This window comes from Paenarthrobacter sp. DKR-5, assembly GCF_018531425.1.
Lineage (GTDB): Bacteria > Actinomycetota > Actinomycetes > Actinomycetales > Micrococcaceae > DKR-5.
Map to the genome: position 1 here is coordinate 425,889 of NZ_JAHBOI010000002.1, position 12,726 is coordinate 438,614.

Below are 12,726 nucleotides of genomic sequence, written 5' to 3' on the forward strand. Positions count from 1 at the left end.
GGGCCGCGGAACCGCTTTCGTTCCGCTCCCTTATCCGGCGTTCGCCACGTCATCGTGGCGCGGCACGAGGCGGGAGGTAACCCGCTTGTCGAGCCCGAGTGTCCGGTCCGGTGCGCTACGTGGCTTCCGTGTCCGGTTCGGCAGTTTTGAGGCTGCCCTTTTGGTTATCAAGGAGGGTACCACGCACGCCAGCATCCGAGACAGCAGGGTCCGACCCCCGGACTTTCGAAGGATCGTCCGCCTCGTCGAGGTAGACGCTACGGCCCTCGTCCGGGCCCGCGCCCCCGTCCTCCGCGCGGCCGCTCCCGGCCCTGACGCTGAGCACGATGAACACCGCGGCGGAGGCAACGAAGACCAGGATGCTGGTCCAGACGTTCAGCCTCGTGGTGAGCCCGAAAAGGCTGACCTGCTCGGCGTCGTCGATGCGCAGGGCCTCAATCCACACCCGTCCGAGCGTGTAGTACATCGCGTAGAGCCAGAACAGGCGGCCGCGGGTGAAGGTGAAACGGCGGTCCAGCAGCAGCAGGATGCCGACGCCGGCCAGGCTCCACAGCGACTCGTACAGGAACGTCGGGTGGAACAGCGTGTCGGCCGGAAACCCGGGCGGAAAGTTCGGGTTCGAAGGATCGATCCGCAGGCCCCATGGCAGCGTGGTGGGGCCGCCGAAGAGTTCCTGGTTGAAGTAGTTGCCCCACCGGCCGATCGCCTGCGCCAGCAGCAGGCCGGGAGCCGCCGCGTCCATGAACGCGCTGAGCTTGACGCCGGCCCGCCGGCAGCCGATCCACGCCCCGACGGCGCCGAGCAGGACGGCGCCCCAGATGCCCAGGCCGCCGCGCCAGATCTGCGGGATCAGGGACAGGTCACCGGTGCCGTCGAAACCAGGGCCGAAGTAGGCATCCGGGGAGGACACGACGTGGTAGAGCCGGCCGCCGATGATGCCGAACGGGATGGCCCAGATGGCGATGTCCCAAATTGAGCCTTCGGGGCCTCCGCGGCGCTTCCAGCGCACCTGGGTGAGCGCGATGGCAGCCACAATGCCGAGCAGGATGCACAGCGCGTACGCGTGGATCCTGACCGGTCCGAGGTCGAACCCGGACCAGCCGGGGCTCGGAATGCTCAGCGGAACGGCTGCGGCGAAGCGGCCGAAGTTCATGCGCCGCCCTTGGCGGCCGGGGCAAGCCCGGAGGACAGTTCCTTGGTCAGTGCTGCCACGGCAGGCACCCCGCCGTCGCGGATCGCGGCGACCAGGGCCGTGCCGACAATCACGCCGTCCGCGTAGGCGGCGATTTCCCGCACGTGGTCCGCGTTCGAAACGCCCAGGCCCACGCAGACACGCTCAGCGCCCGCGGCGCGGGTGTCCGCGACGAGCTTCTCGGCCACGTTGCTGACCGCCGTCCGGGCGCCGGTCACGCCCATGATGGACACGGCGTAGACGAAGCCGCGGCTCGCGGCGACGGTGCTGGCCAGGCGCTGCGGAGTGGAGGAGGGCGCCACGAGGAAGACCCTGTCCAGACCGTACTTGTCCGAGGCTTCCATCCAGTCGGCGGCTTCGTCCGGGATCAGGTCCGGCGTGATCAGCCCGGCTCCCCCGGCCTCGGCCAGCCGGCGCGCGAAGTCGTCCACGCCGAGCCGCACGACAGGGTTCCAGTAGGTCATGACGAGCACGGCGGCGTCGGTGGCGGCGGTGATGCCGGCGACGACGTCGAACACGCTGGCGACGCGGAAGCCGTCCGCGATGGCCTGTGTCGTGGCGGCCTGGATGACCGAGCCGTCCATGACAGGGTCGGAGTACGGGATGCCGATCTCGATGAGGTCGGCGCCGTTGCGGGCCATCGCGATGCCGGCGTCAATCGTCGCCTGCACGGAGGGGTAGCCAGCCGGCAGGTAGCCGATCAGGGCAGCACGGCCCTGGGCTCGCGCGCGGTCGATGGCGGCGGCCGCCTTGGAGCCAGTGCTCTGCTCGGTTCCGGTCACAGCTGTTCGCCTTCCTTGCCGATTTCTGCTTCGGCGCTGTTGTCGTCCAGCAGGTCGAACCATTCCGCGGCGGTCGCCACGTCCTTGTCGCCGCGGCCGGAGAGGTTCACAATCACGACGGCGTCCGAGACGTCCCCGCGTTCGGCGGCCATGCGCTGACCCACCTTGATGGCGCCGGCCAGTGCGTGCGAGGACTCGATGGCCGGGATGATGCCCTCGGTCCGGCAGAGCAGCCGGAAGGCGTCCATGGCCTCGGCGTCCGTGATCGGCTCGTAGCTGACCCGGCCGATGTCGGCGAGGTATGCGTGTTCGGGCCCGACACCGGGGTAGTCCAGGCCGGCGGAGATGGAGTGGGACTCCACCGTCTGGCCGTCTTCGTCCTGCATCAGGTAGCTGCGGGCTCCGTGCAACACGCCGGGGCGGCCGAGGGTGATGGTGGCCGCGTGGCGGCCGGACTCGACGCCCTCGCCGCCTGCTTCGAAGCCGTAGAGCTTCACCGAGGGGTCGTCGAGGAAGCCGTGGAAGATGCCGATCGCGTTGGAGCCGCCGCCGATGCAGGCGCAAACGGCGTCCGGCAGCTTGCCGGTCTGTTCCAGCACCTGGGCGCGGGCTTCTTCACCGATGACCTCGTGGAAGTAGCGGACCATCGCCGGGAAGGGGTGGGCCCCGGCGGCAGTTCCGAGCAGGTAGTGTGTGGTGTCCACGTTCGCCACCCAGTCGCGCAACGCGTCATTGATGGCGTCCTTGAGGGTCTGCGAACCGTTGGTGACGGGGACCACTTCAGCGCCGAGGAGCTTCATGCGCGCCACGTTCAGCGCCTGCCGGCGGGTGTCCTCCGCGCCCATGTAGACCACGCATTCCAGGCCCAGCAGGGCAGCCGCCGTCGCGCTCGCTACTCCGTGCTGGCCGGCGCCGGTCTCGGCGATCACGCGGGTCTTACCCATCCGCTTCGCCAGCAGCGCCTGCCCGAGCACGTTGTTGATCTTGTGCGAGCCGGTGTGGTTCAGGTCCTCGCGCTTGAGGAAGATCCGCACTCCCCCGGCGTGCTGCGAGAAGCGCTTGGCTTCGGTGAGCAGCGACGGGCGGCCCGAGTAGTTCTTGTTAAGGTCAGCGATTTGGGCGATGAACTCCGGATCCGCCTTGGCCTTCTCGAAGGTGTCCTCGAGTTCGTCCAGCGCAGCGATCAGCGATTCGGGCATCCAACGGCCACCGTACGGGCCGAAGTAAGGGCCGGAGGCATGCCGCAGGCTTTCCTTGCCCTCCAGGAATGCCTCGGCAGGGCCCGCTGTTTCGTCATTCGTTCCCGAGGTTACCGAGGGTGAATCCACCATCAGTCCCACCGTCCTTCGTATTGTGCCGGGCGGGAACCCGCCCGGCCTCGGATAAAGCCGTGCGCCGGCATTCGCCGGAGCCGGTGCGTCTAGTGCGTGCGGGCCGCGATGGCGCCGGCGCCGGCCGCGGTGAATTCCGCGATCCGCTCGCGCGGGGAAGCATCGCTGACCAGCGCTTCGCCGACCAGGATCGCGTTCGCGCCGCTGGCGGCGTAGTACTCGACGTCGGCGGGGCCGCGGACACCTGACTCAGCCACCACCACCGGGCCGGCCGGAATTGATCCCGCGAGTTCGCCGAAGATCGAACGGTCGACGTCGAGCGTCTTGAGGTTGCGCACGTTCACGCCGATGATCTTCGCCCCGGCGGCGACGGCGCGCTCGATCTCCCCGGTCGTGTGGGTCTCCACCAGCGCGTTCATGCCCAGCTCCGCGGTGAGCGCGCTGTACTCAGCCAGCTGTGCGTCCGAAAGAGCGGCCACGATCAGCAGCACCAGGTCGGCGCCGTGGGCGCGGGCCTCGAAGATCTGGTAGGGATCCACGGTGAAATCCTTGCGCAACACCGGCACCTGGACCCGGGCCCGTACGGCGTCGAGGTCCGCGAGCGTGCCGCCGAAGCGGCGCTGCTCGGTCAGGACCGAGATCACCGCGGCCCCGCCGTCGGCGTACTGGGCTGCCAGTTCCGCCGGGTCGGCGATGGCCGCGAGGTCACCCTTCGAGGGGCTGCGGCGCTTGACCTCAGCGATCACTTTGAGCGTGGTGCGCGGCTCGTCCAGTCCGCCAAGGGCGGCGTAGGCATCGCGGGCAGGAACCTGCCCGGCAATCCTTTCGCGGAGTTCGTCCAGGGAGGTGGCCCGCTTGCGGGCTTCAAGGTCTTCGGTGACCCCAACGATGATGTCGTCGAGAACGGTCACCTTTAGTGTCCGTTGTTCTTCAGTTTCGACCCGCCGACGCCGTAGCCGGCACGCTTCATGCCCCAGCCGAGCAGCAGCCCGATGGCCATCACGATGACGCCGCCCCAGAACAGGGTGGCGTTGGCCCAAGCGAAAGCGAAGGAGGAAACGAGGGCGCCCACAAGCATCACGACAACGCAGGTCCAGGCGGCCGGGCTGTTGCCGTGGCCGAGGTCTGCTGCCTCTTGCGTAACCCCTGCCGCAAGGTGGGACTCCTGCGTGGTCCCGGTCGTGGTGTCATTGCTCATGGTGAATCTCCCTCACGATTGATACTGCCTTCATTCTGCCACTATTTCGTTGGATCATTTCCACGCGACAGCTCGTCCCAGCCGTCGATTTCGTCCACGACATCGTCGTCCGCGGCGGCCGTCGCCTCGCCGTTTGCCTGGGCGCGGGCCGCGGCGGCGTCATACTTGGTGCGCGAACTCCAGCGCCGCCCCGCGACGATGATCAGCAGGCCGGCCAGCGCCAGGAGCACGGCGGCGGCCAGCGCCACCGCCGGGAACGCCGTCAGGGTGGCCGCGGCCGAGGCGCCGGTCACGCCGGTGGCAGAGGATATGGCTCCCGCGGCGGCCGCGCGCGGATCCGCGAGGACGGCGGCTGCCGCGACGATAATGCCGGCCGCGCCAAGGAAGACGATGACCGCGGCGATGACGCGGGCGACCCTTCCGGCGATGGACGCGGCCAGGGCGCCGGCCAGGGACACCAGCGCGAGGGCCGTGACCGCTGTTGCCGCCTTGCTGCCCTGCACATGCAGGTCCGCGGTCTGCACCCCCGTCGGCGCGAGCTTGACGGTGATCCACGTTTGGGTGGTGGTCCCGAAGACGACAGCCGCGAGGACCAGGGTTGCCAGCACGATCAAGGACTTGCGCTGCCAGACCGGCAGCGACGTCGAACGGGACACGACGGTGTTCTCCGCCGCCGGTGCTTGAGCTGCCGGATCAGTCATGGACGCGGACCTCCTCGGCCTGGCCAAGGCTCTCGGCGGTGATGGGCGCGAGTGAAGCGGCCAGATGGACCGCGCGCAGCGGTGCCGCGGCCTTGTTCACCGTCTCCTGGGCCTCGGTTTCCGGCACGGAGTCGGCCACGATCCCTCCCCCGGCCTGGACGTAGGCCGTACCGTCGCGAAGCAGGGCAGAGCGGATGGCGATCGCCATGTCCATGTCCCCGGCAAAGTCCAGGTAGCCGACGACGCCGCCGTAGACGCCGCGCCGGTGCGGCTCGAGCTCATCGAGCAGCCGCAGGGCGCGCGGCTTCGGTGCGCCCGAGAGGGTGCCGGCGGGGAAGGTCGCCGCCAGCACGTCGTAGGCGGTGGACTGCGGCGACAGGGTGCCGACGACGGTCGAGACCAGGTGCATGATGTGGCTGAACCGCTCCACCTCCATGAACTGCGTGACGTCCACCGTGCCGGGCAGGCACACCTTGGAAATGTCGTTGCGCGCGAGGTCCACCAGCATGAGGTGTTCGGCGCGTTCCTTCTCATCCGCCAGGAGCTCCTCGGCGAGGGCCTTGTCCAGTTCGACAGTCCTGCCCCGCGGCCGGGACCCGGCGATCGGGTGGGTGATCACCTCGTCGCCCGTGACAGTGACCAGCGACTCGGGCGAGGAGCCCACGATCGAGTATTCGCGGCCGTCTGCGTCCTCGAGGCTGAAAAGGTACATATAGGGGCTCGGGTTCAGGTTGCGCAGCACCCGGTACACGTCCAGCGGCGAGGACTGCGTCCCCAGCTCGAACCGGCGGGAAATGACCACTTGGAAGACCTCGCCGTCGACGATGGCTTCCTTCCCGCGGTCGATCGCCTTCAGGTACTCGGGTTCGTCCCAGCGGTGCCGGACCAGCGATGCGAAATCCGCGCCGTCGTCGTTCTTCAGGATGGAAACGGGCTGCTGCATCGGGGCAGTGAGCCTGGCCAGCATGTCCCGGACCCGCCCGACGGCGTCATGCCACGCTTCGTCGACCCGTTCGGCCTTGTCGTCGTAGTTGATGGCGTTCGCGATCAACAGCACAGTGCCGTCCGTGTTGTCATGCACGGCCATGTCGGTGACCAGGTTCAGCGCCAGCTCCGGCAGCGGCAGGTCCGCTTCCGGCGGGGTCACGAGCTTCTCCCAGTGCCGGACGGCTTCCCAGCCGACGAATCCAACGAGCCCGGAGGTGAAGGGCGGCAGGCCCTCGAAGCGCTCGGTGCGCAGGGTGCCGATGGTCCGGCGCACCGCATCGACAGGGTTGCCGTCCAGCGGCACACCCACCGGGGGCGAGCCGAGCCAGTGCGCCTCGCCGTCCTTGGTGGTCAGGGTGGCGCGGGACCGGGCGCCGATGAAGGAGTAGCGGGACCAGACACCACCCACGGCGGCGGACTCCATCAGGAACGTGCCGGGCTGGCCGTTCGCGAGCTTGCGGTAGATGCCGATCGGCGTCTCCGCGTCGGCGAGGACCTTCAGCCGGACGGGGATGACGCGGCGGGTGCCGGCGAGCTCGCGGAACTCCTCCAGTGTGGGGCTGATCACTCCGAGGTCCTGCATCAGTTCCCTTCCTTCGTGGACGCGGTCGTCGGGACCGGGGCGGACGCGGCCGGCTCCTCGTCACGGTTGCCGACGACGGCGCCAAGGTCGCGGCCGTCGAAGCACGTGCGGGTCCCGGTGTGGCAGGCGGCGCCGACCTGGTCCACCTTGATCAGCAGGGCGTCGCCGTCACAGTCCAGCGCCACCGACTTCACCCACTGCAGGTGGCCGGAGGTATCACCCTTGCGCCAGTACTCCTGCCTGGACCGCGAATAGAAAGTCACGCGGCCCGAACTGAGGGTGCGCCGGAGCGCTTCGTCGTCCATCCAGCCGAGCATCAGCACCTCGGAGGTGTCGTACTGCTGGATGACGGCCGCCACCAGGCCGGCGCTGTCCCGCTTCAGGCGCGACGCGACGTCGGCGGGGAGAATTTCGGGCGCGTTTGTGCCGGGCACAGGTGCAAAGGATTGGGTAGACATCCCCTCAATTCTAGTGCGGGCAGCAGAGCAGGCGGCGCGCAGGCCGACGCGCCCGTTCACACTGCCACCGGAAGGCTCCGCCGTGCTAGTTTTCCAAGTGATGCATTTCGTTGAACCGTCCCGCGAATTCCTGGCCGAAACGCTGCTGGCTGCCGGCCCCGACTCCGAGACGCTGTGCGCCGGGTGGAACACCAAGGAGCTCGCAGCGCACCTTTACCTGCGGGAGCACAATGCCGGCGTCGGCCTGGGCCTGCTGCTGAAGCCGTTCAACAAAGTCTCGGACAAGGCCACCGCCCGGCTCGCCCAGGAATCAGCGACCCCTGAGGCCTATGCGCGGCTGCTGGGCAAGTTCCGCGCCGGTCCTCCCGCGTTGTCCCCGTTGAAGATTCCCGCCGTCGACGAGAGCGCCAACCTAACCGAGTTCTTCGTGCACGCCGAGGACGTGCGCCGCGCGACGGACCGCTGGGCCCCGCGCGCCCTCGACGAGGATTACTCGGATGCGCTCTGGGACGAGCTGGTCAAGCGTGCGGCCATCCTCTACCGCAGTGTGGACCTGGGCATCGTGCTGGTCCGGCCCTCGGGCCCGCGGCACGTGGCCAAGCGCGCGCCCGTCTCGGTTGCCATCGTCGGTGAGCCGGGAGAACTGCTGATGCATGCCCACGGCCGCACCAGCCACGCGCTCGTGACCTTTGAAGGCCAGCCGGACGCCGTCGCCCTGCTCAAGACCGCCGAAGTCGGTCTCTAACTCCGCTGCGCACCGTTTCCAGGATCTGTTCTTCGCTGGCATCCTCGCCGAACACCGCCACCACGACGCCGGTTCGCGCCCGGCCGGCGTCGCCGGGCAGGAGCGCCGGCCGGAAGGTGTCCGAGAGCTTCCGCAGCTCCTGGGCAAGGCCGGCGGACAGGTCCCGGTCCGGGGCGCGCAGCCACCGGCGCAGGAATGCGTTGTGGATGGCGACGGTTCCGGCCGAGAGTGCAACCGCGCCCAGTTCCCGCCGGTCCGTGTCCGGCAGGGCCGCCTGCAGGTACTCGGTGAACAGGCGCTCGTAGCGGTGCGAAGTGACCAGCTCGCGGTCCCGCAGTGACGGCACCTGCTGGAGCAGCCGCTGCCTGGCAATCGAGGTGCGCGGGTTCCGGACGAAGTGCCCGAAGATCAGCAAGGTGGCGTCCGCGAGCACGGCCAGCGGGTCCCCGGTGGAGTTGGCGAGGAAACCGCGCGCACGTTCCAGGATCACGGCGTGGTCGGCGAACACCAGGTCGTCCTTCGACCCGAACTTGCGGAAGAAGGTGCTCCGGCTGATCCCGGCGCCGTCGGCCAGAGTTTCGACAGTGGTCGCCTCGTAGCCGCGGTCGGCCATCAGCTCGATCGAGCGCGAGACGATCGTGTCCGTCTCCTGCGCCTCAGCCTGCATGGTGCTCCATGAGATCCCGCTTGAGGATCTTTCCGCTCGGTCCCAGCGGCAGCTCAGGGAGCACCCGGACCAGGCGCGGGTATTTGTATGCGGCCAGCTGGGAGGCCGCAAAATCCACCAGCTCCTTGGCCGACGTCGTGGAACCGTCGCTGAGCACGACCGCGGCTGCCACTTCCTGGCCGTGCACGTCGTGCGGGACGCCGTACACGGCGGCGCTGACCACCCCGGGGTGGGTCAGCAGGATTTCCTCGACTTCGCGCGGGTAGACGTTGTAGCCGTTGCGGATGATCATGTCCTTTTTGCGGTCGACGACGCGCAGGTAGCCGTCCTCGTCCTTGGTTCCCAGGTCCCCGGTGCGGAACCAGCCGTCGACGATCGCTTCCGCGGTGGCCTCCGGGCGGTTGATGTAGCCCTTCATCAGGAGGTGTCCCCGGATGACCAGCTCCCCCAGTTCGCCGCGCGGCAGCAGCTCGATTCGGTCCGGCACCTCCGCCCGGGCAATCTCGACGTCGACTCCCCAGATCGGCTGGCCGATCGTCCCCGGGCGCGGCGGCACACCGACCTGGTTGAAGGCCGCGACGGGCGAGGTCTCGGTGAGCCCGTACCCCTCGTGGATGTCCACGCCGAAGACTTCCTGGAACTTGTGGAGCACCGCCAGCGGCAGTGACGCCCCTCCCGAGATGCCGTAGCGCAGGCTCTCGGGCAGCTCGGCAGCGGTTTTGGCCGTCTCGAGCAGGGCCACGTACATCGTGGGGACGCCCGCGAAGACGCTCACCCGGTGCCGGACCATCAGTTCCAGCGCCCGCGCCCCGGTGAAGCGGGGCAGCATGACAATGGTGGCACCGGCCCGCAGTCCGGTGTTCAACACCACCGTCTGCCCGAAGGTGTGGAACAGCGGGAGCCCGCCAAAGAGAACATCACCACGCCGGATGTCGAACGTGCTGGTCAGCAGGACGTTGGTCTGCTCCACCAGAGCGAAGTGCGTGCCCAGCGCACCCTTGGGCCTGCCCGTGGTCCCGGAGGTGTAGAGGATGGTTGCCGTGTCCTCGGGACGCCGGGGCAGGTAGGTGTCCACGGGCACGGCGGCCGCCGCTTCCTCCTCCAGCCGGGGGAAGTCACTGCCTGCCGCTGCCATCACCGTCAGGACCTCGACCCCTGCCGCGGCGGCCCCCTTGGCGCCCTCGCCGAGCAGCCCGTCGGCGCAGATGAGCAGCTTGGCTCCGCTGTCCTGCAGGACGTACTCGATCTCCCGGGCCTTGAGCAGGGCATGGACCGGAACGACAATGCCGCCGACGGCCAGCACCGCAAAGTAGACGCGGGCAAAGTCCGCCACATTGGGGATGAGCACGGCGACCGGGTCGGACGGGCCAAGGCCGCGGGCGCGCAGCGCACCGGCGTAGGCCCGGGTCTGGTCCCACAGGTCCCCGTAGCTGACGTGCTCCTGCTCGACGATCAGGGCGGTCGCGTCCGGGGTGCGGCGCGCGGATTCCGCCAGGATGGCAGCAACCGAGATGGTGCCGAAGGCCTGCTGGGGTTCGTGCGGGGTCATGGACGGCCCTTCAGGATCAGGGCATCGCCCTGCCCGCCGCCCCCGCACAGGGCCACGACGCCGGTCCCTCCCCCGCGGCGCTGAAGCGCCAGCGCCTGATGCAGCACCAGGCGCGCGCCGGACGCGCCGACAGGGTGGCCGAGCGCGATCGCGCCGCCCTCGGCATTGGCTGCCTCGGCGTCCACACCCAGGTCCTTGGCGGACTGGATGAGCACGGAGGCGAAAGCTTCGTTGACCTCAATCAGGTCCAGGTCCGCCACGGAGAGGCCCTCACGGGCAAGCGCCTTCTCGATGGCCCGGGACGGCTGGGAATGCAGCGATCCGTCCGGCCCCGCGGTCTGGCCGTGGGCGCCGATTTCCGCAATCCAGGACAAACCGGCCGCTTCGGCGGCGGCCTTGCTGGCAACCACGACGACGGCGGCGCCGTCGGAAAGCGGCGAGGAGGAGCCGGCCGTGATGGTTGCTGTCTGCTCTTTGGAGAATGCCGGGCGGAGCTGCGAGAGCGATTCCGCCGTGGTGCCGGGCCGGATGCCCTCATCCGCGCCGAGGCTGACCGCCGGGCCCTTGCGCTGCGGTACCTCGATCGGGGCAATCTCGTTGTCAAAGAGCCCTGCTGCCTGGGCGGCTTCGGCCCGCTGGTGCGAGCGCGCGGCGACGGCGTCCTGCTCGGTGCGGCCGATCCCGCGGCGCGCGTTCCCCGCATCCGTGGCGGAGCCCATCAGTTCACCGCTGATTGGATCCTGGAGGCCGTCCTTGTTCAGGGAGTCGAGCATCGGGGCGTCACCGATCGCGACGCCGGCCCGGAGGCCCGGGACCAGGTGCGGGGCATTCGTCATCGACTCCTGGCCACCCGCGACGATGAAGTCCGCTTCCCCGGCCCGGATCATGCGCGCAGCATCAATGACGGCAGTGAGTCCCGAGAGGCAGAGCTTGTTGATCGTCACCGTGGGAACATCCCAGCCGATGCCGGCAGCCAGGCTCGCCTGGCGGGCCGGTCCCTGTCCGGAGCCGGCCTGGACCACCTGGCCGACGATGACGGCGTCGACCTTGTCCGCCGCGAGACCGGTGCGTTCCAAAGCGGCCTTGATCGCGTGGGCACCCAGCTCCGGGGCCGAGAAGGCGGACAGGGCGCCTCGGAAGCGGCCGAACGGGGTGCGGGCACCGCCGAGGATGACGGGGGTGTTGGCGTCTTGGCTCATGGAAATGCCCTTTCGGGGTTGCTGGTGTTGCGTGCGGTAGGAGAAGCGTGAAACGGGTCCGGCTTGGGTCTCAGGCGAACGCCGAGACGCCGGTGATGGAGCGGCCGATGATCAGCGCCTGCATGGTCTCGGTGCCCTCATAGGTGTGCAGGGCCTCGATGTCGGCGAAGTGCCGGGCCACCCGGTTGGCAAAAAGGATGCCGTTGCCGCCGAGCAGGTCGCGGGCGTTGGCTGCAACCGCCCGCGCTGTCCGGGTGCAGGTGTACTTGGCCAGGGACGCCTGCGCGGGAGTCAGGGCTCCGGCTTCGTCCAGGCGCGTCATCTGGACGGCCATCAGCTGCATCGTTGCCAGTTCGCTCTGCATTCGCGCCAGCCGTTCCTGGACGATCTGGGACGCCGCGAGCGGGCGGCCGAACTGCCGGCGCTGTCCGGCATACTGCACGGCCGTCTCGTAGCAGGCCGTGGCGTGGCCGACCGCAGCCCAGGCGACGCTGAGACGGGTGGCGAGCAGGACGCGCGCCGTATCCTTGAAGCTCCGCGCCCCGGGAAGCACACGCTCGTGCGGGACGAAGACGTCCTCCAGCCGGATGTGCGCCTGCCAGATTGCGCGCAGAGCGAGCTTGCCCTCGATCGTCGCGGCTGTGTACCCGGATGAATCCTGGGGCACCAGGAACCCGTGCACCTGGCCGTCCTCCCCGCGGGCCCAGACAATGCTCAGACCGCCGATCGACCCGTTGCCGATCCACTTCTTCTCGCCGTTGAGCAGGAAGCCGCCGTCCACTGCCGTTGCCGTGGTTTCGAGCGCGACCGAGTCCGAGCCGTGGGTGGGTTCGGTGAGGGCAAAGGCAGCGAATTCCTCGCCGCGTGCCACCGGGCCCAGCCACCGCTGCTTCTGCTCGTCGGAGCCGCATTCGGCGATCGAGCGCAGCGCCAGGCCTCCCTGGACGGCGATCATGGTTCCAACCGAGCCGTCCCCGCGGCTGATCTCCATGTTCACCAGGCCCGCGGCCATCGTGCTCATCGGGGCGAAGCCGTCGACGTCGACGCCGTCGCGCAGCAGGTCCAGCTCACCGAGACGGCGAAGCAGGTGCAGCGGGTAGTCCGCCTTGTCCCAGTATCCGTCGATGACCGGAAGGACTTCGTCCTGGACGAAAGTACGGGCGCGGTCCCAATAGGCGCGATCCTCTGCGTTCAACGTCTCGAAGACGGCGCACGGGTCCGCATCGAGCGCCTGCGTAAGTTCGTACTCCGGCTCCACCGTGCCGGCGGGAAATGCCTCGGGGAGGAGCCCGGGCAGGGTCTCCGAGGGCAGGGACGTCTCTGTCATGCGCGCA

13 protein-coding genes are annotated in these 12,726 nt (G+C 69.1%); 1 reads left to right on the forward strand and 12 read right to left on the reverse strand.

What is annotated here, in order from left to right; translation table 11 throughout:
• Positions 1–115: 115 nt before the first annotated feature.
• The 8 genes from lgt to hisI form a co-directional block, all read right to left on the reverse strand.
• Positions 116–1,153, reverse strand: coding sequence for a prolipoprotein diacylglyceryl transferase (gene lgt / locus KIH31_RS05375; RefSeq protein ID WP_214426044.1), 1,038 nt, complete (start codon positions 1,151–1,153; stop codon positions 116–118).
• On the reverse strand, positions 1,150–1,974 hold the full coding sequence (gene trpA / locus KIH31_RS05380) for a tryptophan synthase subunit alpha (RefSeq protein ID WP_307857551.1): 825 nt from the start codon (positions 1,972–1,974) through the stop codon (positions 1,150–1,152). The genes lgt and trpA overlap by 4 nt, the downstream gene beginning before the upstream one ends.
• The gene (gene trpB, locus KIH31_RS05385; RefSeq protein WP_214426046.1) at positions 1,971–3,305 is read right to left on the reverse strand and encodes a tryptophan synthase subunit beta; all 1,335 of its coding nucleotides are present in this window, start codon (positions 3,303–3,305) and stop codon (positions 1,971–1,973) included. The genes trpA and trpB overlap by 4 nt, the downstream gene beginning before the upstream one ends.
• Positions 3,306–3,394: 89 nt before the next feature.
• Positions 3,395–4,216 (reverse strand): indole-3-glycerol phosphate synthase TrpC, encoded by an 822-nt coding sequence (gene trpC / locus KIH31_RS05390; protein WP_214426047.1) that lies wholly within the window; start codon positions 4,214–4,216, stop codon positions 3,395–3,397.
• 2 nt (positions 4,217–4,218) lie between these two features.
• Complete coding sequence (locus tag KIH31_RS05395) at positions 4,219–4,503, reverse strand: HGxxPAAW family protein (protein ID WP_214426048.1); 285 nt, start codon at positions 4,501–4,503, stop codon at positions 4,219–4,221.
• Between the two features lie 41 nt (positions 4,504–4,544).
• Positions 4,545–5,204, reverse strand: a complete 660-nt coding sequence (locus KIH31_RS05400; protein WP_214426049.1) for a Trp biosynthesis-associated membrane protein — start codon at positions 5,202–5,204, stop codon at positions 4,545–4,547.
• A complete protein-coding gene (locus tag KIH31_RS05405) occupies positions 5,197–6,774 on the reverse strand; it encodes an anthranilate synthase component I (protein ID WP_214426050.1) in 1,578 nt (525 codons plus the stop codon). Before KIH31_RS05405 ends, KIH31_RS05400 begins: the two co-directional genes overlap by 8 nt.
• Positions 6,774–7,232, reverse strand: a complete 459-nt coding sequence (gene hisI / locus KIH31_RS05410) for a phosphoribosyl-AMP cyclohydrolase (RefSeq protein WP_214426051.1) — start codon at positions 7,230–7,232, stop codon at positions 6,774–6,776. The genes KIH31_RS05405 and hisI overlap by 1 nt, the downstream gene beginning before the upstream one ends.
• 100 nt (positions 7,233–7,332) lie before the next feature.
• On the opposite strand from hisI, the gene KIH31_RS05415 reads away from it, so the two are divergent.
• On the forward strand, positions 7,333–7,977 hold the full coding sequence (locus KIH31_RS05415) for a TIGR03085 family metal-binding protein (protein ID WP_214426052.1): 645 nt from the start codon (positions 7,333–7,335) through the stop codon (positions 7,975–7,977).
• On the opposite strand, the gene KIH31_RS05420 is transcribed toward KIH31_RS05415, so the two are convergent.
• The 4 genes from KIH31_RS05420 to KIH31_RS05435 form a co-directional block, all read right to left on the reverse strand.
• Positions 7,952–8,644, reverse strand: coding sequence for a TetR/AcrR family transcriptional regulator (locus tag KIH31_RS05420; RefSeq protein ID WP_214426053.1), 693 nt, complete (start codon positions 8,642–8,644; stop codon positions 7,952–7,954). The genes KIH31_RS05415 and KIH31_RS05420 overlap by 26 nt on opposite strands.
• A complete protein-coding gene (locus KIH31_RS05425) occupies positions 8,634–10,193 on the reverse strand; it encodes a long-chain fatty acid--CoA ligase (RefSeq protein WP_214426054.1) in 1,560 nt (519 codons plus the stop codon). Before KIH31_RS05425 ends, KIH31_RS05420 begins: the two co-directional genes overlap by 11 nt.
• Complete coding sequence (locus tag KIH31_RS05430) at positions 10,190–11,392, reverse strand: acetyl-CoA C-acyltransferase (RefSeq protein WP_214426055.1); 1,203 nt, start codon at positions 11,390–11,392, stop codon at positions 10,190–10,192. Before KIH31_RS05430 ends, KIH31_RS05425 begins: the two co-directional genes overlap by 4 nt.
• Before the next feature lie 70 nt (positions 11,393–11,462).
• A complete protein-coding gene (locus tag KIH31_RS05435; protein WP_214426056.1) occupies positions 11,463–12,719 on the reverse strand; it encodes an acyl-CoA dehydrogenase family protein in 1,257 nt (418 codons plus the stop codon).
• Positions 12,720–12,726 lie beyond the last annotated feature (7 nt).

What these genes read in the sequence shown, in the direction of transcription:
- KIH31_RS05395 (WP_214426048.1), bottom strand. Translation starts at nt 4,503, where the DNA reads ATGAGCAATGACACCACGACCGGGACCACGCAGGAGTCCCACCTTGCG.
- KIH31_RS05405 (WP_214426050.1), bottom strand. Translation starts at nt 6,774, where the DNA reads ATGCAGGACCTCGGAGTGATCAGCCCCACACTGGAGGAGTTCCGCGAG.
- KIH31_RS05420 (WP_214426053.1), bottom strand. Translation starts at nt 8,644, where the DNA reads ATGCAGGCTGAGGCGCAGGAGACGGACACGATCGTCTCGCGCTCGATC.
- hisI (WP_214426051.1), bottom strand. Translation starts at nt 7,232, where the DNA reads ATGTCTACCCAATCCTTTGCACCTGTGCCCGGCACAAACGCGCCCGAA.
- KIH31_RS05400 (WP_214426049.1), bottom strand. Translation starts at nt 5,204, where the DNA reads ATGACTGATCCGGCAGCTCAAGCACCGGCGGCGGAGAACACCGTCGTG.
- KIH31_RS05415 (WP_214426052.1), top strand. Translation starts at nt 7,333, where the DNA reads ATGCATTTCGTTGAACCGTCCCGCGAATTCCTGGCCGAAACGCTGCTG.
- lgt (WP_214426044.1), bottom strand. Translation starts at nt 1,153, where the DNA reads ATGAACTTCGGCCGCTTCGCCGCAGCCGTTCCGCTGAGCATTCCGAGC.
- KIH31_RS05425 (WP_214426054.1), bottom strand. Translation starts at nt 10,193, where the DNA reads ATGACCCCGCACGAACCCCAGCAGGCCTTCGGCACCATCTCGGTTGCT.
- trpB (WP_214426046.1), bottom strand. Translation starts at nt 3,305, where the DNA reads ATGGTGGATTCACCCTCGGTAACCTCGGGAACGAATGACGAAACAGCG.
- KIH31_RS05435 (WP_214426056.1), bottom strand. Translation starts at nt 12,719, where the DNA reads ATGACAGAGACGTCCCTGCCCTCGGAGACCCTGCCCGGGCTCCTCCCC.
- KIH31_RS05430 (WP_214426055.1), bottom strand. Translation starts at nt 11,392, where the DNA reads ATGAGCCAAGACGCCAACACCCCCGTCATCCTCGGCGGTGCCCGCACC.